Below are 25,423 nucleotides of genomic sequence, written 5' to 3'. Positions count from 1 at the left end.
TGCCTGGTATTCCTCCTAGTTTTGGTTACGCGGGATGGTTACGAACCGCGGATCGCAGTATTCAAGAAACAAAACATTACTACTCTATCACATACAAAGCTAACATGCTATGAAATTTTAAATTTTCAGAAAAACGGCATTTCGTTGCTTCTTTTTGCCGAAATAGTGATAGAGTCATTAAATATTCAGTTATTTCTGAAAATAATGCAGTATATTGCAAATTTTCACTATTCAACCGGAGGTTAATTCTATAGAATATGGAGATTAAGATGCATTTCACGTAAAAAGGAGCGAATGCCATGTTTGGCTTCAAAAAATCAATTAGTCGCAAATTTACGCTGTTGCTGTTTGTCGTTTTGCTACTCACTTCTCTTACGTTGAGTATCAGCTTCTACATTATATCTATCGGCACCATTAACAGCTATGTCATTCCGCAGATCGACAAGTCTCTGAGTGCCGCCGCCCAGGATGCCTATAAGAACCTGAATGCAACCAGTGCGCAGCAGACCCTGAACAAGAATGAGCAGGCCAGGACCAATGTCGAATTCTATTTGGAAGACAAGCGTAAAAAGCTGGATGTGGATACTCTCTTCCTCATCAATCTGAAGGATGGCCAGGCCACTGTCCTGACCGCAGATCATGGCGCCAAGCTCCAGCCGGATGAAGCCTTAGAAGTATCGCCTGCCATGGAGCAAGCCTCCAAAGGAAAGACAGGGCTTAGTGAAATCTATAGTGATAGCCACGGTATACATAAAAGTGCCTATGTCGGTGTTCCCGGAACAACCATGATTGTAGCTGCAAGCGCCGATATGAACTTCGTCCAAGACAAAATGAGCAGCATCCTGTGGACAAGCGCAGGAATTACCCTGCTGGCGCTGGTGGTAGGCGTCACTGCTGCTGGCTTCATGAGCCGCAGAATCACCCGTCCGATCTCTAAGCTTGCGGCCTACAGCAACAAGCTGGCAGGCGGCGACTTCACCGAAGCGCTCACGCTTAAGGGTACCGATGAAGTCGGACAGCTCTCCGAGAGCTTCCGCATCATGAGTGAGCGCTTGAAGGAGATGATCGGACATGTGCTGGATACCTCCGGGACAGTAGTGGCCGATTCCAATGATCTGAAGACGCGTGTCCAGATCCTTAATGAGATGGCTGAACATTCAGCGGCCTCTGTGGAAGAGATCGGCAAGGGCAGTACCATGATTGCCAGCAGCGCGATGGATAACTCCCGCGCCATGGATGAGATCAATATGGGCATCCAGCATATTGCCTCCGCCGCCGGTGAGGTCACCGAGCAGATCAGCGAGGCTTCCACCGAAGCCCAGAGCGGCAATGATATTGCCCAGAGTGCAGTGGAGCAGATGCGCCAGGTAGAGCAGGCCTCCGAACAGTCACTGGAGCAGTTCCGCTTGATGAACGAACGCTCGCTGATGATCGGTGAAGTCGTGCAGGGGATTACTGAGATTACCAAGCAGATTCAGATGCTGTCGCTCAATGCTTCCATTGAGGCTGCCCGTGCCGGGGAGCATGGCCGCGGATTTGCTGTGGTGGCCGGGGAAGTGCGTAAGCTGTCCGAGCAGTCCAAGGAATCCAATGAGCAGATCCGTGAATTCCTGCTGAGTCTGCAGGAGGATATGAACCAGTCCGTATCCGAAATGAACCATGTCAACGCTGAAGTGGCTTCCGGAGTGAATAAGGTGGTCGAAGCAGGCAACGCCTTCAACCACTTGCTGATCCTCATTCAGAGCATCAATCACAGCATCCAGTCCGTCTCTGCCGCCACTCAGCAGATCTCGGCAGGTACCGAGGAAGTCAGTGCCTCTGTAGAAGAAACGGCGCAGATTACCGCCAAGTCGCAGCAGAACGCAGACACGCTTGCCGACAACTCGGCACGCCAGCATGAAGAGCTGGAGGGCCATGCCCTAACTGTCGAGCACCTCTACCAGCAGGCCGTGAAGCTGCAGAAGGCCGCTCAGCAGTTTAAGATTTGAGGGTGCTAAGAGCGGTTATGTGGAGATAGCGGGAGCGCTTATAGTGTGAATTGATTTTCAAACGGTATCTTGTTTAGTGGAAGGGAGTGCTGGGACCTCTGTGAATGCTGCTGCCGTTAGCGTGATGCAGGATTTAGTTGGATAAATGTATCTTAATTCGGAAATTTTGGAACGCTAGAGGATTTTAGTTGGAAAAGTGTAACTTATTATCGGGTGAATTCTCTTTTTTCGGTAATTCCAGCTTTTTTAAGTGCCTTTTTTCCAACTATTGCTTGGTAAGGTACCGGTGGTGCATGAACAAGTGCCGAAAATCCAACTATTTTTGACGCTGATACTGATACTGATACAGAGCTTGAAGATCCGCCGGACCAGCTATTAAATAGAAAAGCAGTTCCCGAGGCGATGTGGCCTTTGGAACTGCTTTTTTTTGGAAAAGTGAAGGTTGTTGCTCAGTGCCTTGGCGCCCATAAAATGACGGATACCCCGATGACACAGATGCCGGCCCCGATCCAGTCGTAGAGATCCGGCGTCTTGCGGTCCACCAGCCAGCCCCACAGTACAGCCAGCACGATGAATACTCCGCCATAAGCGGCGTATACCCGGCCAAACGAAGGGAACTTCTGCAGGGTCGGGATTATACCATAGGCGATCAGGATAACCGAACCTGCTAATCCATACCATAACGGGTGCGATTCCCGCAGCCAGAGCCAGATGAGGTATCCGCCGCCGATCTCAGCGAGACCAGCTACAACAAACAGCAGCACCGCAAGCAGCATGGCTATTCTCCCCCTCCAGGCAGACCCATGATTGCATATACCGCAGCCATATTCAAATGGGACTCCACAGCATCTGCCAGCCGGTCAAATTCCTGTTCACGGAGTTCGGCAGCCGAGAAGGTCGCCGTTAGCGGTGTCAGCCCCTTGGAGCTGCGCAGTCCGTTCAGCCAGCTCCGGCGCAGGGCATCGTTATGGAACAGCCCGTGCAGATAGCTGCCCCAGACTCTACCGTCCCGGGTTCCCCAACCCTCCGGCACAGCCTGTCCTTCCGGTCCGGCCAGCGTAAACAGGCTGAGTACAGAAGACGGATCGTGGTTCGTGGTTGTTCCCATATGTATCTCATAACCAGCGACAGGCAAAACTTCCGGTATTACACCATTGGCTGTGGTGCTTAACCGCAGGGGATGATCCGCAGCCAGCCCGCCGCTCACCCGCACCGTAGTCTTGTGCTGGAGAAAAGCTGTCGAGAGCGGCAGATATCCCAGCCCCTCGCTCTCCCCCGGTTCCGTACTCTCTACGGCATGGGGATCAAGCAGCTTCAAACCCAGCATCTGATACCCGCCGCAGATCCCGGCAAGCTGTTGCGTTCCCCGCTCCAGCGCAAGCTCGATTGCAGCCGGGAAACCCTGCTCGCGCAGATATTGCAGGTCAGCAGCGGTGTTCTTCGTGCCCGGCAGGATAATTACATCGGGCGTTCCCAGCTCATCTGCAGACTGCACGTAGCGTAAGACGGTATCCGGCTCCTCCTCCAGCGGATCGAAATCGGTGAAGTTGGAGATCCGCGGATAACGGATGACCGCGATATCAAGCTCCTTCGCGGAATCCTCCCGCTGACGGCCGGACGTTCCATCCAGTACTACGGAATCCTCCGCCTCAATCCGCAGCTGCGGCAGGAACGGCAGCACCCCGAGTACCGGGATGCCTGTACGCTCCTCCAGCCAGTCTAGTCCGGGCTGTAACAGGGAGACATCCCCGCGGAATTTATTGATGATAAAGCCCTTCACCCGGGCGCGTTCATGCGGCTCCAGCAGCTCCAGGGTGCCGACGATGAAGGCGAAGACCCCGCCGCGGTCAATGTCGGCGACCAGCAGCACAGGCGCATCTGCCCATCCGGCCAGATTCATATTGACGATATCCCGGCTCTTAAGATTGATTTCCGCCGGACTGCCCGCACCCTCCATCAGCACAATATCATAAGCCTCCCGCAGCCTCCCGAGCGCATCCATTACGGTGTCCTTAGCTTCGGGAAGGAACTTCTCACGGTATTCCCTCGCGCTGAGGGCGGCATGCGGCACCCCATGCACGACAATCTGCGCACTCATCTCCCCGGAGGGCTTCAGCAGAATCGGATTCATATCGCTGGTAGCCGTAATGCCGAAGGCTTCCGCCTGCATCCCCTGGGCACGGCCGATTTCCTTGCCGTCCGCTGTGACATAGGAATTCAGCGCCATATTCTGCGACTTGAACGGGGCCGCCCGGTAGCCGTCCCGGGTCATAATCCGCCCGATGGCGGCAGTGACCAGGCTTTTGCCGACATCGGAGGCTGTCCCCTGGATCATCAGCACCGCGCCGGGCCGCCGAGACCCGGATTCCGCTGACCGGGCTGCGCCTAGTGCGCCTATTGCGCCTATTGCGCCTATTGCGCCTATATATGAGGCTGTATCTTCCATGTTCATCTTCCTCGCTTTCTTGCTGCTGCCGGCGCTTAGCGGCTGCGCAGGTGTTGGTCGCCGGGTTGTGCGGCGTATAGGTGAAGGGCCGGCGCGGCGCACAAGGGCAGGGCGAAGCAGCGATTAGTTACACGAAACCACCTAGTATGTCTTCGGTTTTCCGCATACTTTTGGCCGGAATACCTCCGCGCTACCGATTGTGTTCGGTTTTCCGCATACATTTGGCCGGAATACCTTCGCGCTACCGATTGTGTTCGGTTTTCCGCATACATTTGGCCGGAATACCTCCGCGCTACCGAATTGTGTTCGGTTTTCCGCATACATTTGGCCCATCGAATTTACTTTTTCAGTCCTTAAGGGTTCGCCGTGCCCCGGTAAGGGTACAAGGGGTGGCGGAATTGAAGTTTGTACAACTAAATCGCCTGGTCTGCCGCCGAATCTCCGTTTAGCTGTATTTCGTGCAATTAAACAGCCTCTATATCTGGATTTTCGCCCATTCAGGTAAATTTAGTTGTACAGACTACAGTTACAAGAAGAAAGCCTGCCGTTTCACTGTTTTTAGTTGCAAAGAATACATGTATCACTAATTGTTCGCTACGTGCGCGGCGCGAAGCGGCGCTTAAATGCTGCGTAGGCACGGCGCATAATTCAGACGGACGCGTGCGGTTGCCGCGCAGCCCGCTAAGGCAGGTTGTGCTGGGCCAGTACCAGCACAAGCAGGACCACCGTCTCCAGCAGCTCGCCCAGCGCGCCGTAGACGTCGCCGGTGAGCCCGCCGAGCCGGCTGCCAATCCGCCGGGCCGCGAGCCGGCCGCAGGCCGCCGCCGCCAGCGGCGCCAGGATGGCCGCAGCCGCCAGCAGCGGCCAGGCCCCGCCGCCAGCGCCCAGCGCCAGAGGCGCAGCGGCAGCGGCCAGCGTCAGCAGTGCGGCGCTCAGGCCCGCGCGCCGCTCCTGCCGGGCAGGCAGCCCGCCGAAGGTGGCGGCCAGCCCTTCATTGCCGCGGGCCAGGGGATAGCGGGCCATCGCCCGCACCATGTACCAGCGGCCCCAGACCGGCGGCAGCAGGAGCAGCGGCAGCAGGCTGAAGCTGCCGCCTTCGAGCCATGCCGCCAGCAGCGAGGCCTTCAGCAGCAGGAGCAGCACGCAGGCCAACACGCCCATAGCGCCGACACGGCTGTCCTTCATGATCTCCAGCATCCGCTCCCTGGAGCGGTAGCTGAGCAGGGCATCGGCAGTGTCCATCCAGCCGTCCAAATGCAGCCCGCCGGTCAGCCCCACCCACAGGATGAGGGTGACGACAGCGGCAGGCCAAGCCGGCAGCAGCCAGCCTGCCGCTGCGGCACCGAGCGCCGTGCTAAGGCCGATGGCTGCCCCGACGAGCGGGTAATAGACCACGCTCGCGCGCAGCAGCTCCGGCGAGAACTCCCCGCTGCTTCTGACCGGAAACCGCGTCAGGAACTGAAACGCGGCTGCGGCGCTCCCCCGCGCACTCACAGAAGATACTCCCGGCTTCTCAGCTCAACCGGGATTCCGGCGGTAACAAGAAATACCTGCCCGCACCGGGCAGCAAGCCGGGCGTTCATCCTTCCGGCCAAATCACGGTACAGCCGGCCCAGCGGATACTCCGGCACAATGCCGCCGCCGACCTCATTGGTAACGAGGATCAGCGTTCCCTTGAAGCCGGAGACCGCCTGCTCCAGACCAGCAATTTCATCCTCCACGAATTTTTGCCTGTCGCTCCTCTCCTCCACAGCCAGCAGCTGATTCGACAGCCAGAGCGTCAGGCAGTCCACCAGCACAGTCTGGCCGCTGCCGGAGAGCTGCTCCAGTAGCGCTGCGAGCTTAAGCGGCTCCTCCAGTGTCTCCCACTGAAAGCCGTCCGCGTCCGCCTGCCGCTGCTGCCGGTGCAACGCAATCCGCACTTCCATCTCCGCATCATAAGCCTGTCCGGTTGCCACATAGACCGCCTGCCGCGAGTGAGCCAGCTTGCGGGTCAGACGCTCGGCGAAGCCGCTTTTGCCGCTGCGTGCCCCTCCCGTGACCAGAATGCTCATACGCTCTCCGATCCGGAGACGCCCGCACTCTCGAAGGTTGCCATCTCACGCATAATCCGGCAGACCGCTTCGATGAAATGCAGACACAGCGCGCCCCCAGTGCCTTCTCCCAGCCGCAGGCCCATATCAATCAGCGCTTCCAGACCGAGGCGGTCCAGCATCAGCTTATGCCCCTGCTCACCAGAGACATGGGAAGCGATCATATACGCTGTGGATTCCGGCGCCAGTGCCCGGGCGATCAAGGCTGCCGCCCCGGAGATGAAGCCGTCCAGAATGACCGGAATCCGCAGGGACGCCGCTCCGAGAATCAGCCCGGCCAGCCCGGCAATCTCAAGCCCCCCGACCTTGGCTAGCACATCAACCGGATCTGCGGGGTCAGGGTTATTCACCTTGAGGGCACGTTCAATTACCGAGATTTTGTGCTGGAGCCGCTCATCGTTAATGCCTGTCCCCCGTCCTGCTGCCGTCTCTGCCGGAATGCCTTCGAGTGCGCACAAGACCGCCGCACTGGCTGTCGTATTCCCGATGCCCATCTCCCCGGTAATGAAAATCTCCGTTCCGTTCTTCACCGCCTCCTGCGCCACATGAACTCCGGCCAGAATCGCGCGCAGTGTATCCTCCCGGCTCATCGCCGGGCCTGCTGCCCATATTGTCTGTGCCCCGGCGGACCTTACGGTTAATCAGCTGCGGGTGCTCGATATCGCCGTTGATCCCGATGTCCACAAACTGTACCTCAGCACCGCCCTGACGGGCCAGCACATTCACAGCCGCCCCGCCGCTGAGGAAGTTATAGGCCATCTGCATGGTGACCTCCTGCGGAAAAGCACTGACGCCTTCACAGCAGACCCCATGGTCTGCGGCCATAACCACTACCGTTCGTTTGCTGTAGCAGGGCTGCTCTACTTTGGAGATTCCGGCCAGCCGGACAGCCAGCGCCTCCAGCCGCCCGAGGCTTCCGGGCGGCTTGGTCAGACTGTTCAGGCGGAGCACCGCGCGCAGGGTAGCTTTTTCGTCAGGCGGGGCGATCCGTCCGGTTACTTCTTGAATGGCTGAGATCATTAATAATGCCTCCTATTAGATAGTGCGGAAGCGGGCTCCCGCTGCAAGAATACATCTGTGTCTGCTGATCAGGTTACGTTGAAGTTGTGAAACAGTCATTGAAGTTCAAATTCGCAAGTATTGCAGGCCATGCTGCTCATTAGCGCACTGAAGAGTCTAAGCCTGTATGTGAAGAAGAAATTTAGTCAAAATGCTTCTTTGGAGGTGATGCAACTGTATGAGCATACAGTGTAAAAGTTGCAGGGTGCGGGTGTGCGGGGGTGGCGGAATGGTGTAGTCGTGTGGTAGGTCAAGTTAGCTGAAATCAGGTGCACTTATACCCCTCATTCGATCGACTGGCCCCATTTCGCTGAAATCAGGTGCACTAATGCTCCTCATTCGATTGCCTAGCTCCATTTCGCTGAAATCAGGTGCACTAATGCTCCTCATTTGACCGCCTAGCCCATTTCGCCGATTTCGTCGAAATCAGGTGCACTTATACCCCTCATTCGACCGCCTGGCCCCATTTCGCCGAAATCAGGTGCACTAATACCCCTCATTCGACCGCCTGGGCCCATTTCGCTGAAATCAGGTGCACTAATACCCCTCATTTGACCGCCTAGCCCCATTTCGCCGAAATCAGGTGCACTAATACCCCTCATTCGATCGACTGGGCCCATTTCGCTGAAATCAGGTGCACTTGTGCACCTAAGCACTTTAGGATCAAAGGGATTTCTCCCTCTCTTTCCTCCCCCGCCTACTTTGCTCTCTTACGCCAGCCTACATCCCGCCACAATTACCTAGTTACCTGCCAACCGTCTACCCGCCCGCCAACTTTCAGCACCATCAAGCTCCTGCCGGCTCCCCAGCCTTCCCCCATTACAAGCCCAAAAGCCCCCCTCCAAATGAAGAAGGGGGCTTCCTGATCCGGCGGCGGGCCGGAATGCTGTTACAATATCCCTATTTCTTCCTTTAAGGATTATAGGTGATATGAAATCATCTTACAATTACATTTTTACCTGCAACACTATGCAGCATTGACATCTTCATGAAGTCGTCCAGCCGCTCCAGCGCTCCGGTCAGCTTCGCCGTAGAAGCGGCGTAGGAGCAGCGTATATAGCCTTCCCCTCCGGCTCCGAACACATGGCCCGGTACTACGGCAACCCCTGCCTCCTGAAGCAGGCGCAAGGCGAACTCTTCTGACCCGAGCCCGGTGCGGCCGATCGAAGCGAAGGCATAGAAGGCCCCCTGCGGCATATGGCAGGATAATCCGGCGGACCGCAGGCCCTCCACGATCAGCGAGCGGCGTTCTTTGAAGCATGCCTTCATCCGCTCCATATCCGGGAGCGCACTGCGCAGGGCTTCAGCAGCAGCAATCTGTCCCGGTACAGGGGCGCACATGGCGGTGTATTGATGGATTTTGAGCATGGCCGAGAGCAGCTCACGGTTCCCGCAGGCATAGCCCACCCGCCAGCCCGTCATGGCAAAAGCCTTCGAAAACCCGCTGATCACCACCGTCCGCTCCTGCATCCCGGGCAGGGAAGCGATGCTTACATGCTTGCTGTCATAGGTCAGCTCGGCATAGATCTCATCGGAAATAACGATCAGGCCATGCTCCTTCACCACCTCAGCCACCGGCAGCCAGTCCTCGTACGTCATGACCGCCCCGGTTGGATTACTCGGAAAATTCACAATCAGCAGCTTGGAGAGTGGGGTAATCGCTCTGCGCAAGGCTTCTGCCGTAAGCTTGAAGCCTTCCTCCACCTTCGTCTCCACCGGTGCCAGCGTCCCGCCGTTCAGGTAGGCGATAGGCGCGTAAGCAACATATCCCGGAGAAGGAATCAGAATCTCATCCCCGGGAGCCATGAAGGCCCGCAGCGCCAGATCCACCGCTTCACTGCTGCCCACCGTAACCAAGATTTCATCCGCAGGATCGTAACGCAATCCGAAGCTGGTCTGCATATAGCCCGCAATCTCCTCCCGCAGCTCCGGCAGTCCGCTGTTAGAGGTGTACCCCGTCTCCCCCCGATCCAGCGCACGGATACAGGCTGCTCTTACCTGCTCGGGTGTAGCGAAGTCCGGCTCGCCTACACCGAGTGAAATAATATCGTTGTTACCCGCAGCCAGATCAAAAAAAGCCCGGATGCCCGAAGGCGGAATCTCTTGTAACCGCGGATTAATGATGAAGGCATTGTCCCTTCTCATCGTGCTCATAGCCTGACACCTCCATATTCTACAGTCCGCGCTCCCTCTCCAGATGCACCTTGCAGCCCCCCGCGCTCACGCAGCGATCTGGTAATGATCTCATCCAGCAGGCTGCTGAAGTCCATTCCGGCTGCCTCTGCACTCTGGGGCAACAGACTGGTTGCCGTCATTCCGGGCAGGGTATTCACCTCCAGCACATAAGGGATGCCATCCTTCAACAGCATATCCACCCGTGCATACACTGCGCATTTGAGCGCCCGATAGCTGGTTAACGCCGCCGTCTGGACCTGTTCCTGCAACGCATCCGGCAGCCGGATGATCTGCTCCTCCGCGCCGCCCTGCTCGTATTTGGCCTCATAATCGAACCAGTCCGCACCCAGCGATTGAATGCCGATGACCGGCAGCATTTCTCCCCCCAGGATAGAGCAGGTAATCTCCTGTCCCGGGATATAGTGTTCAATGAGCACAGAGCCTCCATCCGCACTGGCAAAAGCTTTTTCCACCGCCGCCCGCAGCTCCTCTGGCCCTCTTACCTTGGTCATGCCGATGCTGGACCCGCCGGAATTCGGCTTCACCATCACCGGATAACCGAGCCGCTGCACGGCTTCCGGGGCATATTCGTCCATGCTGTCCCAGCACAGCCAATCGGGTGTGGGGATGCTTTTGCTGCGGATGACCGTCTTGGCCAGCCCTTTATCCATACATAAGCTGCTTGCGAGCACCCCGCTACCGGAATACGGGATTCCGAGCGTCTCCAGGGCTCCCTGCACCGTACCATCTTCCCCGTAGGCCCCATGCAGGGCGAGCAGAGCGAAGTCCAGTCCCGCTGCCCCTTCCAGCAGCTCTTTGCGCGAGGTAATGTGTACCGGAACCGCTGTGTATTTTGCCGGATCAAGCGCCTTCAGCATCTCCCTGCCGGTCTTCAGTGACACCTCATATTCGGACGACACCCCGCCCATAATCACACCTACTCTTAGCATATCCGCACCTCATTCTCCCATGATTTGCCGTGCTGTCTTCCCGATGATTGCAATACCCCTCTCGATATCCTCATCCGCCACCCTGGAGAAGCCCAGCCGCAGCGTGTTCTGCCCTGCACCGTCGGTGAAGAAGATGTCTCCCGCCGTAAAAATAACCCCCCGCGCATGGCAAACCGTCAGCAATTCCCTTGTATTGAAGCCTTCCGCGAACGTTACGAACAGATGCAGCCCGCCATCACCCGACAAGGAGGCATATGGAATATGCTCCTTACAGCAGGCCAGGGTCAGCTCGTATTTGCGTTTATACTCCAGCCGGGCTTTTTTGAGATACTTCTCCAGGTTGCCGCCCAGCAGGTATTGATACAGAATGGACTGGTCGAGCGTCGAGGTATGAATGGTCCGCGCCCGCTTCACACTCTCCAGATAATAGATCAGCTCCTCATCCGCCAGCACCCAGCCCACCCGCAGCCCGGGGAACAGGACTTTGGAAAAGCTCCCCAGATACACCACGCCATTCCCGCCGCCCGCCGCCGCAATTAAAGGAGCCACATGGGCGCCGGAATACCGCAGCTCCTCGTTGAACCCGTCCTCAATCACCGGCACGTTATAGTCCTGCATCAGCTTCATTAGCCTTTGTCTTTTCTCGGGGGACATGACGATGCCGGTGGGATTATGGTAGGAGGGAACCAGATAAGCACAGTCGTATGGCCGCGCCTCCAGCGCCTGCTTCAGCTCCCCGAGGTGGATGCCGTCCCGCTCCATCTTGACCCCGTTAATTCCGAAGCCGTGCAGCTTCAGATTCTTGATCGCCGTATGATGCGTCGGATTCTCGCAGACCACTGTGCCATGACGCTTGCCGAGAGCCGACAGCACCAGGTCGAAGCCCTCCGTGAACCCGTTCGTAATCAGCAGATCCTTGCCGCGCAGATCTACGCCTTTATGCTCCATATATTGTTTGAGATAGTCTATTAATGGCTTATAGCCTTTGGCATATCCATAATTCAGCAGAACGTTGCCCTCTACGGACATACGCTCCAGGAACGCTCTGCGCACATGATCCAGATCGAAGAGACGCTCATCCGGGGCGATGCTGGTAAAAGAAATCGTGCCCTTCTCCGCGCGTATCCCCCGCTTCATAATGTCCAGCTCCTCCGCGAGCAGCGCCTGGCTGCTGAGCCGCTCTGTCCAGTCCAGCGTCCATGGGGCGGCTTCCGCACCGTTCTGCGCTGCCGCGCCTTGTGCGACATAACTGCCCTGGCCCTGCACGGTGTAGGCGAAGCCATCGTCTTCCAGCCCCTCGTAAGCCGAGATCACCGAGTTCCGGCTGACCTTCAGCAAGGTGCTCAGCTCACGTGTCGAGGGCAGCTTCTGCCCGCCTTGGAGCGCGCTTTTGATGATGAGATGCTTCATGTAATCCTTCACCTGGATCGATACCGGACGCCCGGCAATGAGCTTGAAATCCTTAAACATCCTGTGATCGCCTCCATAGCTATCATGGCACAGACGCTGCCGTAAAAAAAGAACCACCGCCCCGGGATTTTCTTCCGGGCGTGGTTCTGTGGGGGATGAGGGGCGGGAATGTGCCGCCTGCGGTGCTGGTAGGCGTCCCCGCCTGTTGAGAACGGAATGTCTGATGAGAGGCTGCCAATGCTCCCGGGACCAGCCGTTCCAGATATAATACTGCGAGTGCCCGCATGGGACCGGAATGCTAATGTGCTACTACGAGTACCCACATGGGACCTAAACGACGGGTGCGGCGGGACAGGGACATGATGTGATTATACCAGTTGGCTCTAGACACCATTCGGGGGCTCTCCTGAGGGTTCTATTGTATTTTGTACAGTCAGATTAGCGTATATTGACACTTTTTCGTGTTCTGCTGCATTATGTACATTAGAAATTTGGATTTTGCCCGTTATGGGGGCAATTGCTGATATTCTGTTGCAGGAAATACAGTAGAACGTGTTTTGGCACGGTTATTAGACCAATCTGATGTACATAGTGCAACTCACCCGTTAGCAGTTGCACGGAATCATCAGCGGTTGCGTTATCGTCAGGGAAATCGTCAGTATCTCGTTAGCGATAGCGTATTCGTTAGCGGAATCTTCAGTATCTGCGATAGTGGAATCGTCAGCGTTAGTAGTTACGCCACATTCACCCGTTAGCATTCTCCGCTGCCATCCGCCAGCTTCCTCCAACCTTCCGCAGATGCAGGACCGTAACCTCACCTGGAGCCGGTGCTGCTGCGGTATAGAATGTCACGCCTTCGATGATCCGCGCCAGCAGCTGCCGGATGACACCGCCGTGGGTCACCAATAGCACACGATAAACCACGGGTGCCTGCTTTGACTCTAGCTCCCGTGCTGTGGTCTTTGGCATATCTCTTCCTTGGACGCACTCTTCTCGGCTTGCCGAATCCGCACCTGGCAGCGCAGCAACAGACCCTGTTGCGTCTGTCTCTGCTCTTGCTTCAATTCCTAGCTCTGCTTCCCGCTGGAGTTGACCCCAGACAGCCTCCACCCGGCCCGTGAAGTCCTCCCATGACTCCCCTTCCGGCGGCGTTACCGATTCGGGATGATCGATCCAGTTGCGGTAATGTCCATTATCCTGTAGCTGCTCATAGGTGCAGCCTTCCCAGGCACCGAAATCCATCTCCCGCATCCGGGAATCATAGACCGCCTTCTGCTCCAGGTGCGGAGTCAGGATTGTTAGAGTCTCTCGGCACCGGCGCAGGTCGCTGCAATAGACTTGCTGAAATTCCCCGCTAAGTGCAGACTGCAACCGAAGATCAGCAAGCCGATGCGCTTCCCCCGGTAGCAGTGGGAGATCTGTCCTGCCTAAATAGCGCCGCTCCTTGTTCCACTGCGTATAGCCGTGACGCAGCAGCACCAGTTCCATTTGCACTGGCTGTAACAGGTTTCTTGGCGCGCTGGAATTTCCCCGAGGAGAACCTCCACTCCATTCTGCTTGGCAATGGTCAGCTTTCACCCCGCTCAGCCCCCGATCCCGTGCCATAGCAGGGCAACGGCTGCACAGATGCAGACAAATATTGCGGATGACCACATCATCATCCGCGAAGTCACAATAATATCCTCCGGCTCCATCGTCCGCAGCGGATCACCCATGTAAGCGCGGAAGGAGACGATGCCATGGTATACATTCTCGCCGCCCAGCCGGATGCCGAGGGCCCCGGCAACTGCCGATTCCGGGTAGCCGCTGTTTGGACTGGGATGAAGGCGGGCATCCCGGCGCACGGTGCGCCAGCATCTCCGCCATTCCAGCCGCAGGAGCGCAGCACATAAGGTTAAGAGCAGTGCGGTCAACCGCGCCGGTATGTAGTTGGCGACATCGTCCAAGCGGGCCGATGCCCAGCCGAGGTCGCGGTATTTATCGTTCTTGTAGCCGACCATGGAATCCAGCGTGTTCACCGCACGGTAAGCCATGGCCAGCGGCGCCCCGCCCAGCAGGGCGAAGAACAGCGGAGAGATGATCGCATCGACGATATTCTCTGCGACCGTCTCCACCGTACCGCGCACAATCTCCGGGCTGTCCAGATGAGCCGTATCCCGGCCCACGATCATCCCCAGCGCCCGGCGCGCGGCGGGAATATCTCCTGAACGCAGCTCGGTGTATACTGCCATGCCTGCATCCTTCAATCCCTTGGAGGCGATGGTGGTCGAGATCAGCCAGACTTCGGCAAGCCAGGGAGACAGGCGGGCGAGCAGCATAACAAGCAGCGCGGTCAGCGCCCAAGCGCCGCCCGCCACCAGCAGCGGAAGAAGAATACCGGCCCGCTTCAGAGCACTTGGAGCTGAGGCGAAGCGGCGAATCCCCCGCTCCAGAGCACTAATGACCTTCCCTATGTAAATAACCGGATGGGGCAGGCTGCGCGGATCACCAACCACCCGGTCCACAATATAAGCAGAGAGCAGGATGATAGCAAGCTTCACCTTGGCTCACCCCGCCGCTCTGTATAGCAGTCCGTGTTCGTCATTCCCGGCCGCCGCTCTGAGCGGCATGAGGCTGAGCAGACCGTGCATCCTGTGAAGCTTCCGCGTGTACTCCGTATGCTTTCTGTAACACATCCGCTTGTACTCCGTGCCCAACCTGCGATACCTCAGCGTGCCCCCCATGTGCAGCCTGTAACGCTCCCGCGTGTACTCCTTGCTTTGCCTGCGATGCTTCCGAGTTTACTCCGTGTACAGCCTGCAATGCTTCCGCCTCTGCCCTGCTCTCGGATTGCGCTGCCTTCACCGAACGCAGGCTCTCCGTCACCGCGCTGTACACCAGTCTGCCAATGGCTCCGCCGAGGTCGGTCGCCGTCCCGGCATATACATGCTCCGCAGCATAGCGGCGGCTTCCGCTCACCGCAATCACAATGGCATCCGTAGTGGTTCCGGTTGCGCCAAGCCCATTCTCGGAATCCACAATTCCGAGATCTGTCAGCGCCGCCGCCTTCGCTTCGGTGGCGGTCATCACCGCGTTGACCATGGCTGACTGGGACAGCCAGCCGTCGATGCCGAGCATAATATTGATTGTGCCCGCGCGGTAGGCTGCCAGCACGCTGCGCTGCGACCCGGCCCGGGCAGCATTGCCCGCAGCCGCTGTTACGCAGCAGAAAATCCCCGCTGATCCCGTATCCTCCTCGGCAACAGCGGCGTGCTCCAGCGGAACTGCTGTCATCAGGCCCGCACAGCCTTCCAGCGGGTAGCCCCACTCCTGAAGCTTGTTTTCCAGATCCTGCACCGGATTGCTGCATTCGTAGTCCCTGCTGACGTATTGGTTCACCGCACGTTTCAGACGCCCCGCGCCTCCACCATATACTGCACTCGATATACTATCCGCTTCAGCCGGAAACTCCAGCAGCAGATGGCCCTCCCGCCATTCCAGCGTCAGCCCGGGCCACACCTTACTGCGGTACGTCTTTTCCCCGTCTTCGGCCTTAAAGGGCAGCTTTACCTCCGCTACCTTCGCTTCCTGCACTTCCTTTGCTTCCTTCATATCCTTCGCTCCTCTCCGTTCGCTCCGATTAGCCCTCTTCGCGCGCTCGCAGCCTGCACTGCCGCCGTTCTTGCTCACAATCCCGCCCGCAGCAGCTCCCCCATCTGCCGCAGCAGACGGTCGTTGTCTACGCGGCCCTTGACCGCGACGCGGATATGCCCGGCTTCAAGGCCGGGGTACATCGCGCAGCTGCGGACGAGGATGCCGCGCGCACCCAGGCGCTGCTGCATCTCCTGCGCGCTCCACGGAGCGGGCAGCCGCAGCAGCAGGAAGTTCGCTTCGCCCGGCGGCACGCCGCAGCCGAGCTCAAGCAAGCCCTCCCGCAGCCGCTGCCGCTCGGCTGCGATCAGCGCGCGCGTCTCCTGCCCGTAGCCGTCGCCGCAGCGCAGGCAAGCTTCCCCGGCCAGCAGCGCCAGGCCGTTCACGCTCCAGGTCACCTGCTTGCCGCTCATGGCCGCGGCAAGAGCCGGATGCGCGGCAGTGAAGCCCAGCCGCAGCCCCGGAATAGCAAAAAACTTCGTCATCGAGCGCACCAGCACCGTATGACGGTAAGCCCCAAGCTCCGGCAGCAGAGATTGCCGGTCCGCTTCCGGGATGAAGTCGATGAACGCTTCATCCACCGCCAACACCGTCCCGCAGGCCTCCGCCTGCTGCGCGAGCTGCCGCAGCGCGTCCAGCGGATACTGGACGCCGTTCGGATTATTGGGCTGGCCGAGGAACAGCAGATCGACCTGTTCCAGCAGGCCGGAGATGCTGTCCACGGCAGCCCGGTAATCCGTCCGGCTGGTCCCCTGAACGGACAAGACCTCCGCACCGAACTGCTCCGCGAGCTGGCGGTACTCGGAGAAGCACGGCTCCACGATGCCCACCCGGCGCGGAGCCACCGCCAGCAGCAGCAGCGCCATCGACTCTGCTGCCCCGTTCGCCACGGTAATCCACTCCGTGCCGAGACCCAGTTCCTCCGCCAGCAGCGCCTTCAGCCTGCGGTGACCCGGATCGGGGTATGCGGTGATCGCGGAGACCGCATCCCGCAGCAGTTCCAGCACACCAGGCGGCGGACCCAGAGGGTTAATATTGGCGCTGAAATCCAGGAAGCCGCTGCCGCTGTCCCCGTATAACTCGGCGGCGGTCAGCAGATCACCGCCGTGGCCGTATTTTTCAAGCATATGTATAGCCTCCATGTCCATATTTCCCCATTGTATATATCCGCCGCGTCCATCTTTCCAGTCCTATATATCTTCCGTGTCCATATTTTCCCATCATAGATCCTCCCTGTCCACACTATTCATAGTCCATTCAAGCTCTATCAGTTCATTCAATTCTATGTAAGGCCCGCTATACTAATCCATAGCTCCAACGCCGTTCTCCCAATTATTGGCCAATTCCCGGAAATTCGTCAATGCTATATCGCCTATGCACCCTGCCTTGAACCCGTAAACTTTCTGCATAGCCCCGTAACCCCGACTTGATCTCAAGGCTGATGCTATTTGTGACGGCCGGTGCGAACTGCGAATACTCTAACTGCACTTTGTACAACTAAAGGGACCGATATTCACGCGGAGTGCGTTTTAATTGCAGTTTGTACATCTAAAACTAACCCTATCTCAAATAATAGCAGCATCTCCTATTTTTAATTGTACAAAGTGCATTTAAACGGATAAACCCGCTGATTTCCCATCCTTTAGTTGCACGAAATACATTTAACTGCTATATACATGCCGCACCTGTTCATGCTGCTCAGACACTCATCCGTCAACCGTTTCAATCCGCCACCCATGCCAATTCATCTTATTCCCCCATCCTACCCGCCAATAGCTCCCGCCCCTCCACCCGCCATTCCCGTTCCGTTTTGAAGAAATCTCTCTTTTAGTTTAGAATAAGTACAGCAGTTTACTATGGTCACGCGGAGGAATCACGAATGCTTTTTATCGATAATACCGGAATTACAGACGCATCGATCAATCTGGCCATTGAGGAGTTTGCGCTCAAAAACCTGCCGATGGACGAGAGCTACCTGCTCTTCTATATTAACAGCCCGTCGATCATCATCGGCAAGCATCAGAATACGATCGAGGAGATCAACCAGGAGTATGTAAAGGACAACAACATTCAGGTCGTACGGCGGTTGTCCGGCGGCGGCGCTGTGTATCATGATCTCGGCAACCTCAACTTCAGCTTCATTACCAGGGATGACGGCCAGTCCTTCCACAACTTCCTGAAATTCACCCAGCCGGTCATCGACTATCTGAAGTCTATGGGCGTGAATGCCGAGCTGAGCGGACGCAATGATCTTCAGGTCGGGGAGCAGAAAATCTCCGGCAACGCTCAATTCTCCACACGCGGACGCATGTTCAGTCACGGAACCCTGATGTTCGATCTGAATCTGGATGATGTCCAGGCTTCCTTGAACGTGAATCCAGAGAAGTTCAAGTCGAAGAGCACCAAGTCGGTCCGCAGCCGGGTCGCCAATATCAAGGAGCTGCTGGGCAATCCTGACATGACGATTGAACAATTCCGCGAAGGGCTGCTGCGTTCCATCTTCGGGATGGAGGCCGCTGACGTTCCGCAGTACAAGCTGACCATGGACGATTGGGTGCGGATCAATGAAATCTCCAAGGAGCATTACCAGAATTGGGACTGGAATTACGGTCTTTCGCCTAAGAGCAACGTGAAGCATACCCGCAAATTCCCGGCAGGGCTCGTGGATATCCGCATGGATATTGAAGATTCGGTCATCCGGGAGATCAAAATCTACGGCGACTTCTTCGGCGTCGGCGATGTGGCAGATGTGGAGAACGCGCTGCGCGGCAAGCGTTATGAGGAAGCCGAGGTCCGCCAGGCGCTGGCTGATCTCGATCTGAAGCATTACTTCGGCCGTATTGAGCCGGAGGACTTCATCGGACTTGTGTTTCTTGAGGAATAGCTTTATATAAAAAGAACCCCGCTAACCTGCCGCGTCCTGCGCAGAGCTAGTGGGGTTCTTTGCCTTCGTATGCTTGCCGGGTTCGCTGCTATACAAGCACGAACACATACAACACCAGCGCCAGCGTAAGCATCACGCATACTTTCTCCACCGCGTTGCCCTTCTTCGTGCCAGTGCTCATCAGCTTCAGCCGCAGCTTAAATGGAATCGGAGGCAGCGGGGTGATCCCGCGCTGGGTCAGGGAGTCGGCGAGGAGATGCAGTCCGTAGGACAGGCTCCCGGCAATCCACAGGCTGCCGCCGTCATTCATGTCAAGGGAGACGAAGTACAGCAGCGCGCCCCATCCGGCAACGGCATACAGCGTATGCGTGATTCCCCGGTGAGGAACTATGGAAGCTACGACCAGCACACAGGCGGCGATATAGTTCCATGGATCATAGGCATCGGCAAAAGCAAACAAAGCCAGCGCAATCAGCAGCATCACCAGATGCCGCAGCCTGCGGCTGGGCAGGAAGGATACGCTGCCCACCAGCAGCGCCAGTGCGATATTCCAGGGCGGCTCCGCTATCCCGGCAAAATAAAGATAAATGCCCGCTCCGATCAGCGACACCTGCAGAATACGCAGCAAAAACTCCGGCACGGCCTTGCGTACCAGCATGGAATTCGGCTCGTCGATATCGGGCAGCAGCGAGCTGACGACGGCGACAGCAACAGCAGGAAGGGTAATAGCATGCCCTAGCAGGCTCATGGCGGACAGGGTAACCCCGGTGCTGATAACTAAATGGGATTTGCCCATCATGGTGAATCCGCTCCTTAGATGAAAGTATAAATGCTTCTGGATGTCTTGAAATAAGAACAGGTGTGCGGTTACCGAAGTATACCAAGGCTTTCCTTTTTTGTCCAGCTTATATGTAGTTTCCAGGCTCTTCACGCCCGCAGGGCCAAGGATGCCGCACAGTTTCGGCTTGTCCTGCCCCCTGTTTTAGGATACAATTTGGACAACTCAACTGGCCCTGAAAGGATGAACCCTGTGAATCGCTCCCGAATCGCCGATCTAAGTCTGCTACTGGTGGCGATGATGTGGGGATGCACGTTTCTGATCGTGCAGTCTGCCGTGCGGGTGCTGCCACCACTTGCTTTTAACAGCATCCGGTTTACAGGTGCCGCCGTGCTGCTGGCCTTGATTACCGCTGTCTTCTACCGCCAGGAATGGCGTAAGCTGAGCTTACGCATGGTGATGCATGCCCTGCTGCTGGGCCTCTTCCTGTTCCTCGGCTACGGCTTCCAGACCGTCGGGCTGCTGTACACCACCACCTCCAACACGGGATTTATCACCGGGCTGTCGGTGGTGCTGGTGCCGTTCCTGTCTCTGGCACTGCTGAAGACGGCCATCTCCAGATATACCTGGCTGAGCGCCGGGCTTGCAGCGGGGGGCTTGTATCTGCTGACCTTTACCGGCTCTGCCTTCTCCCTGAATAAGGGCGATGGCCTGATTCTGCTCTGCGCCGTGGCTTTTGCGCTGCAGATCGCGTATACCGGCAGATACGCACCGCGTTATCCGGCCCTCCCGCTGGCGGCGCTTCAGCTTGGCTTCGTAGGCCTGCTCAGCATCGCCGCCTCCCTGCTCGTGGATGGAAGCGGCCCGCTGCTGCATAGCGGAGAGCTGCTCCGCCAGCCGGAGGTGCTCTCTGCTATGCTGATCTCCATCGGCCCGACCAGCGCCTTCGCCTTCTGGATTCAGACGGCCTGCCAGAAGTACACCACCCCGTCCCGGGTGGCGATCATCTATGCCATGGAGCCGGTGTTCGCTGCCGTCACCGGCCTGCTCTTCGGCGGAGAGACGCTGGGCGGATCCGCGCTGCTCGGCTGCGGCTGCATTCTGGCCGCTATGCTGCTGGCGGAGCTCAGCCCCGCGCCGTCAGGAACGCAGGCGGAGGGCTGAGCCGGAATCTGCGGACCCTTTTACCAGATTAACGTTAATAAGTTCCATTACTACAGACAAAGAGCCGTTCTTCCGTTACCCTTCCTATAGAAGCTTCAGCGGATAACCGGACTACAACTTACCACTTAGGAGAGAACCCAAATGTACAAATTGATTGCCATTGATATTGACGATACCCTGATTAATGACGACAAGGAAGTGACCCCTGCCACCCAAACCGCGCTGGAGCAGGCTGTAGCCGCTGGCGTAGTAGTTACTCTGGCTACCGGACGCGCTTATGCTTCCGCCCAGGCGATTGCCCGCCAGACCGGTCTGAACGTGCCCATCATCACCTATCAGGGCGCACTGGTGAAGAATCTGCTCGATGAAGCAGTGCTCTATGAGCGTTATGTGCCGCAGGACGCGGTGCGCAAGCTGTTCCAGTATTGTGTGGAGCATGATCTGCACCTGCAGACTTACATTGACGACAAGCTGTATGCCCGTGAAGAGAACCAGAAGCTGATCGATTATTCCACCCTGAACGGGACACAGTACTACATTGAACCGGATTGGGAAGCGAAGCTCGTTCCGCAAAAGACACCAAAAATGCTCATCATCGACGATCCGGACTTCCTCGATGAGCTGTCCCCGATCCTGCGCAGCCTGCTCGGCGATTCGGTTCATATTACGAAGTCCAAGCCGCATTTCCTGGAAATCATGCACCATGAAGGCACCAAAGGCCTGGCGCTTGAATTCCTGGCTAAGCATTTCGGCTGCGACCTGTCCGAGACCATCGCTGTAGGCGATTCCTGGAACGATCATGAGATGCTTGAAGCTGCCGGCCTCGGTGTCGCAATGGCGAACGCCATTCCAGCCTTGAAGGAAATTGCCGATTTCGTTACCCTCAGCAACAATGAGGACGGCGTGAAATACGCCATTGATAAATTCATTCTTAACGCAGGTCAAGAAGCATAAGCTGCTGCAACAACAGCAGAACATCTTATGCTAAATAACCCCACAAAGTGGGGCTTTAGCTTCGATGTATATTCAGGTACTTTGCGGGGACCCCAGAACATCTAAATTATCTTTCCAAAAAGGGTGGCCCCCCGCAGGTTCATGATACGAACTGCGGTGCGCCACCCTTTTATACTAAGTAGAAAGGAAGTGCCTTCATGGAAGAGATTTCGAATGAGGAACAACTGCAATCCATAGCCTCTATACAATCGACAATCCGTAAGCTTGAGAGCGCCTTAACCCAGATGACACACAGGGGCACCAGCACAACTCTGGTTCAGAAACGCCTAAATGCTATGCACATCGGGTTAGCTGTTCTGGACCATGTCTGGAATCAGAAGCCGCTCTCTTATCCCCCTGCCGAGCTGGCAGAAGCCCGTCATGTTCTTCTCGGGTTAACCCCATCCGTAGAATCCAGTTATGCTAAGTCTAAGGCCGGGAGCCCGCAGCGGACGCTTTTGGACAGAAGATTGAAGGCGCTCGGACAGGTCATCCAGGCCATGGATACTCTCTAAGAAGCTAGGCTATAGGGCTAAGAGTTCCTCCGCCGCCTCCTGCTCAAGCTGGGAATGATACAGATCCGAGTACCGTCCCTCCGCCGCAAGCAGCTCCTCATGTCCGCCCCGCTCCACAATCTCCCCGTTCTCCATCACCAGGATGACATCGGCATTCTGGATCGTTGAGAGCCGGTGAGCGATCACAAGCGTTGTCTTATCCTTCATCAGCTTACGGATCGCCTGCTGGACCATTCGCTCCGACTCATTGTCGAGGGCAGCCGTAGCTTCATCCAGCAGCAGAATCGGCGCATTTTTGAGCATCGCTCTGGCAATGGACAGCCGCTGTCTCTGCCCGCCGGATAACCGGGAGCCATGCTCGCCAATATCCGTGTGTATACCTTCCGGCAGCTCCGTCACGAACTCGTACGCATTCGCCTGACGCAGCACCTCGATAATCTCTTCGTCTGACGCACCGGGCTTGCCGCTCTCGATATTGTCCCGGATGCTCCCGGAATATAGGCCCGACTCCTGAGGCACATAGGCGAAGTAGCTGCGCAGCTCTGCCAGCGGTATTCCGCTGATCGGACGGCCGTTGATCGCAACCTCACCTGCATCCGTCTGGTAGAAGCCCAGCAGCAGCTTGAACAGGGTGGATTTCCCGCCGCCGCTCGGACCTACTACGGCCATTTGCTGGCCGCGTGCCAGCTCCAGACTGACCTTATTAAGGCTCTGCTTCTCACTGCCCGGATAGCTAAATGACACCTCTGCGAGCTGAAGCTCCCCGAACCCCGGCAGCTCCGCCTGGACCTCAGGCAGCACCTCAACCTCAGCAGGCGCATCCATCACCTCGAAGATCCGCTCCGCCGCACCCAGCGACTGCTGCATGGAAGCGACCAGGCCCGGCAGGGACGAGAACGGCCCAACCAGATAATTCATCAGCTGAATGAAGGCAATCATCGCCCCGACCTCAAGTCTTCCATTCGCCACGAACCACCCGGCAATCACCAGAGCCAGCAGGAAGGTCAGATTCCCCAGCAAGGAGGAGATCGCTCCGGTGGCTCCTTCGATTCTCGCTTTCTTTTTCTCTCCTGAGGCAATATCCTCACTGTAGCCAACATATTGCTTCTGCAGCCTGCGCTCCATGGAGAATGCCTTGAACACCATACTGCTGCCCAGAATATCGTTCAGAAAAGCCGTAGTCCGGCTCATACTTTCCTGCACCCGCACACTGTTGATGCGCATCGCATTGCCGAAGATTTTACCGGTCAGGAACAGCAGCGGCCCGATGGACAGGCAGATCAGCGCCAGCAGCCAGTTAATATAGAGCAGATAGCCGAAGGAGGCAATTGCCAGCAGCGGGTTGCGCAGCAGATCCAGGATCACCTGCCCGCAGGCTTCACCGACCGATTGATTGTCATTCGTGAACCGGGACAACAAATCACCGGAATGATTGCGGTCGAAATAAGACTGCGGCAAGGCCAGCGTATGCCCCATCATGTCCTGGCGCAGCTCATTTCTGATTTTGGCCGATACATTGGTCTTGAGATACGCACTGACGAAGGTATTCAATCCCGTAACCAGCAAGAATAGAATCCCGAACCAGGTAAGTCCCTTGAACGCCTCCACATCCAGCCGGACAGCAGCATCCGTAATCCGGGCCAGGAACCAGGCCATCGTAAGATCGAGCACAATACTGAATAACGTCACCAACAGCAACACGGCATAAATCAGCTTATGTCTAAGCATGTATGTACTTAATCTGGCAAAAGCACCTTTCTTTCTCACAACATCAGCTCCTCTTTAGAATTCCGCACCCCGCACCTTGGCATATACCTTGCTGTCGTGGAGTTTCCCGTCCGGCTCACGGGTGCTTTTGTGGAGAATGCCATCCCCACTGGCACATCGTTTTAGTATAGTACCTCCTTCTCTTTTTGAAAATAAAGAAATATACGCATCATATTCATAAAACTGGAAGTCAGCCCCGTCGTGGGCTCACTCTCTGCGGCTCCGATGCCACTAGTGTACTAGACCCCTGGCAAGGGCCCCAGCGGCGGGGGGCGGATTCCCGTATCGGTCTTAGGGCTGAAATACATTGTAAGAGTCCTGAAGAAAATGAACGCTGTAGCTTCAAAAGACACTGCGGAGTTATGCGGGGGTTATGCGGAAATCATTGCGGATGCTTGGTGATCACTTGGGGGAAATATGGGGGAGAGTATTGTATACTTGCACAAAGTATGGATCGTTAAGAGAGGATGAATGGTCATGGCCAAAACACATATGGAGGTAGTAGCAGAAGAGCAAACACGGCAGGAAACGCTCCGGCTGGCCCGGCTGATCGAGGCTCATGTTACACGTGACGGGACTGCCGAGACAGCGATACAAGGATTGTATTTCAACCGCTACTCCAGAACAGAGCCGTCCGATTACATGTACACGATGCAGTGGCCGACGGTGGGCATTGCCGCCCAGGGCACCAAAATGATCAAGATCGGCGAAGCCACTTCCGAATACAGCGGCTCGCGCATTCTGGTTGCTCCCGTAGCGGTGCCCATCCGCATGCAGACGATTCAGGCAAGCGCTTCGGAACCGTTCCTCGGCGTGGGCGTCTATCTCGATCCGCGCAGAATCGCTGCGCTTATCCCTCAGGTCTTCCCGAACGGCCTGCCGAAGATCGGCAAGCGCAGCGCAAGCTATGTGCTGGAAGGTGAACCGGCCTTGATCGGCGCGGTAGCCAGGCTGGTCGCATGCCTGGACGAATCCGGCGACAACGGCCTGCTGGCCTCGCTTGCGGCGGATGAGATTTTCATCCGGCTGCTGCGCAGTCCCATCGGGGTCTATGTGGCCGAGACCATGCTGGCCGGCTCGGATGTCCAGCGCGTCGCCAAAGCGATCGACTGGCTGCGGACCCACTTCGCCGAATCGCTGAGAATTGCCGAGCTGGCAGACATGGTCCATCTCAGCGAGTCCTCCTTCCGCGAATATTTCAAGTCGGTGACCTCCATGAGCCCGCTCCAGTACCAGAAAGCGCTAAGGCTGCAGGAAGCGCGGCGGCTGATGCTGTCCGGCGGGCGGGATATTACCACGGCGAGCCAACTGGTCGGATATATCAGCGATTCCCAGTTCAGCCGGGATTACAGCCGCTTCTTCGGCAATCCGCCGAGCCGGGATATCGCCAAGTGGAAATCGGGCCTCATCTCCTGAATGCTACCCAACAAGCCCTCCGATCTTGTCAACGGGGGGCTTTTCCGTTGAATCGGGCAAGAAATCAAGCAGAACAGTCAAATGAAAGGGTATCGGGCCGTCTATACTGATCTTATCCGGATAAGCCAAGCGGCGAAGCGGAAATCATCGTTGGA

At 57.0% G+C, this 25,423-nt stretch carries 19 protein-coding genes and 1 pseudogene; 6 read left to right on the top strand and 14 right to left on the bottom strand.

What is annotated here, in order from left to right; genetic code table 11:
- The first annotated feature begins 299 nt into the window (after positions 1-299).
- Positions 300-1,988 carry a methyl-accepting chemotaxis protein gene (locus MKY12_RS04910; RefSeq protein ID WP_036727606.1) on the top strand — a complete coding sequence of 563 codons (1,689 nt, stop codon included), beginning with the start codon at positions 300-302 and terminating at the stop codon, positions 1,986-1,988.
- Between the two features lie 449 nt (positions 1,989-2,437).
- Here the strand turns inward: MKY12_RS04910 and MKY12_RS04905 are convergent, their stop codons facing one another.
- The 12 genes and pseudogenes from MKY12_RS04905 to cobD form a co-directional block, all read right to left on the bottom strand.
- Positions 2,438-2,764, bottom strand: a complete 327-nt coding sequence (locus MKY12_RS04905) for a YnfA family protein (protein ID WP_339313088.1) — start codon at positions 2,762-2,764, stop codon at positions 2,438-2,440.
- Positions 2,765-2,766: 2 nt separating this feature from the next.
- Positions 2,767-4,323, bottom strand: a complete 1,557-nt coding sequence (locus MKY12_RS04900; RefSeq protein ID WP_339314783.1) for a cobyric acid synthase — start codon at positions 4,321-4,323, stop codon at positions 2,767-2,769.
- A 792-nt stretch (positions 4,324-5,115) separates the two neighbouring features.
- The gene (gene cobS, locus MKY12_RS04895) at positions 5,116-5,928 is read right to left on the bottom strand and encodes an adenosylcobinamide-GDP ribazoletransferase (protein ID WP_339313087.1); all 813 of its coding nucleotides are present in this window, start codon (positions 5,926-5,928) and stop codon (positions 5,116-5,118) included.
- Positions 5,925-6,488 carry a bifunctional adenosylcobinamide kinase/adenosylcobinamide-phosphate guanylyltransferase gene (cobU, locus tag MKY12_RS04890; protein ID WP_339313086.1) on the bottom strand — a complete coding sequence of 188 codons (564 nt, stop codon included), beginning with the start codon at positions 6,486-6,488 and terminating at the stop codon, positions 5,925-5,927. Before cobU ends, cobS begins: the two co-directional genes overlap by 4 nt.
- Positions 6,485-7,547: pseudogene (gene cobT, locus MKY12_RS04885) on the bottom strand (nicotinate-nucleotide--dimethylbenzimidazole phosphoribosyltransferase). The gene cobU and the pseudogene cobT overlap by 4 nt, the downstream one beginning before the upstream one ends.
- A 975-nt stretch (positions 7,548-8,522) precedes the next feature.
- Entirely contained in the window at positions 8,523-9,740 is a 1,218-nt protein-coding gene (locus MKY12_RS04880; RefSeq protein WP_339313085.1) for an aminotransferase class I/II-fold pyridoxal phosphate-dependent enzyme, read from the bottom strand.
- Positions 9,737-10,711 carry a D-alanine--D-alanine ligase gene (locus MKY12_RS04875; protein ID WP_339313084.1) on the bottom strand — a complete coding sequence of 325 codons (975 nt, stop codon included), beginning with the start codon at positions 10,709-10,711 and terminating at the stop codon, positions 9,737-9,739. Before MKY12_RS04875 ends, MKY12_RS04880 begins: the two co-directional genes overlap by 4 nt.
- Positions 10,712-10,720: 9 nt before the next feature.
- Positions 10,721-12,181 carry a PLP-dependent aminotransferase family protein gene (locus MKY12_RS04870; protein ID WP_339313083.1) on the bottom strand — a complete coding sequence of 487 codons (1,461 nt, stop codon included), beginning with the start codon at positions 12,179-12,181 and terminating at the stop codon, positions 10,721-10,723.
- 684 nt (positions 12,182-12,865) lie between these two features.
- Positions 12,866-13,609, bottom strand: coding sequence for a histidine phosphatase family protein (locus tag MKY12_RS04865; RefSeq protein ID WP_339254290.1), 744 nt, complete (start codon positions 13,607-13,609; stop codon positions 12,866-12,868).
- Positions 13,610-13,704: 95 nt separating this feature from the next.
- Entirely contained in the window at positions 13,705-14,661 is a 957-nt protein-coding gene (gene cbiB, locus MKY12_RS04860; protein ID WP_339254288.1) for an adenosylcobinamide-phosphate synthase CbiB, read from the bottom strand.
- A 40-nt stretch (positions 14,662-14,701) separates the two neighbouring features.
- Positions 14,702-15,712: an adenosylcobinamide amidohydrolase gene (locus MKY12_RS04855; protein ID WP_339313082.1), complete on the bottom strand. Its 1,011-nt coding sequence runs from the start codon at positions 15,710-15,712 to the stop codon at positions 14,702-14,704.
- A 74-nt stretch (positions 15,713-15,786) separates the two neighbouring features.
- On the bottom strand, positions 15,787-16,878 hold the full coding sequence (cobD, locus tag MKY12_RS04850) for a threonine-phosphate decarboxylase CobD (protein ID WP_339314781.1): 1,092 nt from the start codon (positions 16,876-16,878) through the stop codon (positions 15,787-15,789).
- A 752-nt stretch (positions 16,879-17,630) separates the two neighbouring features.
- On the opposite strand from cobD, the gene MKY12_RS04845 reads away from it, so the two are divergent.
- Positions 17,631-18,635 carry a lipoate--protein ligase gene (locus MKY12_RS04845; RefSeq protein WP_339313081.1) on the top strand — a complete coding sequence of 335 codons (1,005 nt, stop codon included), beginning with the start codon at positions 17,631-17,633 and terminating at the stop codon, positions 18,633-18,635.
- A gap of 88 nt (positions 18,636-18,723) precedes the next feature.
- On the opposite strand, the gene MKY12_RS04840 is transcribed toward MKY12_RS04845, so the two are convergent.
- Positions 18,724-19,434 carry a metal-dependent hydrolase gene (locus tag MKY12_RS04840; RefSeq protein ID WP_036727589.1) on the bottom strand — a complete coding sequence of 237 codons (711 nt, stop codon included), beginning with the start codon at positions 19,432-19,434 and terminating at the stop codon, positions 18,724-18,726.
- Positions 19,435-19,665: 231 nt separating this feature from the next.
- On the opposite strand from MKY12_RS04840, the gene MKY12_RS04835 reads away from it, so the two are divergent.
- The 3 genes from MKY12_RS04835 to MKY12_RS04825 all read left to right on the top strand — a co-directional run bounded on the left by MKY12_RS04835 (position 19,666) and on the right by MKY12_RS04825 (position 22,085).
- Positions 19,666-20,577: a DMT family transporter gene (locus tag MKY12_RS04835; RefSeq protein ID WP_036727588.1), complete on the top strand. Its 912-nt coding sequence runs from the start codon at positions 19,666-19,668 to the stop codon at positions 20,575-20,577.
- 141 nt (positions 20,578-20,718) lie between these two features.
- A complete protein-coding gene (locus MKY12_RS04830) occupies positions 20,719-21,531 on the top strand; it encodes a Cof-type HAD-IIB family hydrolase (protein ID WP_209876570.1) in 813 nt (270 codons plus the stop codon).
- A 197-nt stretch (positions 21,532-21,728) separates the two neighbouring features.
- Positions 21,729-22,085 carry a hypothetical protein gene (locus tag MKY12_RS04825; protein WP_339313080.1) on the top strand — a complete coding sequence of 119 codons (357 nt, stop codon included), beginning with the start codon at positions 21,729-21,731 and terminating at the stop codon, positions 22,083-22,085.
- 9 nt (positions 22,086-22,094) lie between these two features.
- On the opposite strand, the gene MKY12_RS04820 is transcribed toward MKY12_RS04825, so the two are convergent.
- The gene (locus MKY12_RS04820) at positions 22,095-23,852 is read right to left on the bottom strand and encodes an ABC transporter ATP-binding protein (RefSeq protein ID WP_339313079.1); all 1,758 of its coding nucleotides are present in this window, start codon (positions 23,850-23,852) and stop codon (positions 22,095-22,097) included.
- 477 nt (positions 23,853-24,329) lie between these two features.
- On the opposite strand from MKY12_RS04820, the gene MKY12_RS04815 reads away from it, so the two are divergent.
- Complete coding sequence (locus tag MKY12_RS04815; RefSeq protein WP_235191956.1) at positions 24,330-25,268, top strand: AraC family transcriptional regulator; 939 nt, start codon at positions 24,330-24,332, stop codon at positions 25,266-25,268.
- Positions 25,269-25,423: the final 155 nt, after the last annotated feature.

Origin of the sequence: Paenibacillus sp. FSL M7-0896, from assembly GCF_037975415.1 — a bacterium.
GTDB lineage: Bacteria > Bacillota > Bacilli > Paenibacillales > Paenibacillaceae > Paenibacillus_AQ > Paenibacillus_AQ silagei.
This window is presented reverse-complemented; position numbering and strand designations above follow the sequence as displayed.

Excerpts from the sequence above, each read along its gene's own strand:
- MKY12_RS04910 (WP_036727606.1), top strand. The coding sequence starts at position 300 with ATGTTTGGCTTCAAAAAATCAATTAGTCGCAAATTTACGCTGTTGCTG.
- MKY12_RS04905 (WP_339313088.1), bottom strand. The coding sequence starts at position 2,764 with ATGCTGCTTGCGGTGCTGCTGTTTGTTGTAGCTGGTCTCGCTGAGATC.
- MKY12_RS04900 (WP_339314783.1), bottom strand. The coding sequence starts at position 4,323 with ATGATCCAGGGGACAGCCTCCGATGTCGGCAAAAGCCTGGTCACTGCC.
- cobU (WP_339313086.1), bottom strand. The coding sequence starts at position 6,488 with ATGAGCATTCTGGTCACGGGAGGGGCACGCAGCGGCAAAAGCGGCTTC.
- MKY12_RS04880 (WP_339313085.1), bottom strand. The coding sequence starts at position 9,740 with ATGAGCACGATGAGAAGGGACAATGCCTTCATCATTAATCCGCGGTTA.
- MKY12_RS04875 (WP_339313084.1), bottom strand. The coding sequence starts at position 10,711 with ATGCTAAGAGTAGGTGTGATTATGGGCGGGGTGTCGTCCGAATATGAG.
- MKY12_RS04870 (WP_339313083.1), bottom strand. The coding sequence starts at position 12,181 with ATGTTTAAGGATTTCAAGCTCATTGCCGGGCGTCCGGTATCGATCCAG.
- MKY12_RS04865 (WP_339254290.1), bottom strand. The coding sequence starts at position 13,609 with ATGGAACTGGTGCTGCTGCGTCACGGCTATACGCAGTGGAACAAGGAG.
- MKY12_RS04855 (WP_339313082.1), bottom strand. The coding sequence starts at position 15,712 with ATGAAGGAAGCAAAGGAAGTGCAGGAAGCGAAGGTAGCGGAGGTAAAG.
- cobD (WP_339314781.1), bottom strand. The coding sequence starts at position 16,878 with ATGCTTGAAAAATACGGCCACGGCGGTGATCTGCTGACCGCCGCCGAG.
- MKY12_RS04845 (WP_339313081.1), top strand. The coding sequence starts at position 17,631 with ATGCTTTTTATCGATAATACCGGAATTACAGACGCATCGATCAATCTG.
- MKY12_RS04840 (WP_036727589.1), bottom strand. The coding sequence starts at position 19,434 with ATGATGGGCAAATCCCATTTAGTTATCAGCACCGGGGTTACCCTGTCC.
- MKY12_RS04830 (WP_209876570.1), top strand. The coding sequence starts at position 20,719 with ATGTACAAATTGATTGCCATTGATATTGACGATACCCTGATTAATGAC.
- MKY12_RS04825 (WP_339313080.1), top strand. The coding sequence starts at position 21,729 with ATGGAAGAGATTTCGAATGAGGAACAACTGCAATCCATAGCCTCTATA.
- MKY12_RS04815 (WP_235191956.1), top strand. The coding sequence starts at position 24,330 with ATGGCCAAAACACATATGGAGGTAGTAGCAGAAGAGCAAACACGGCAG.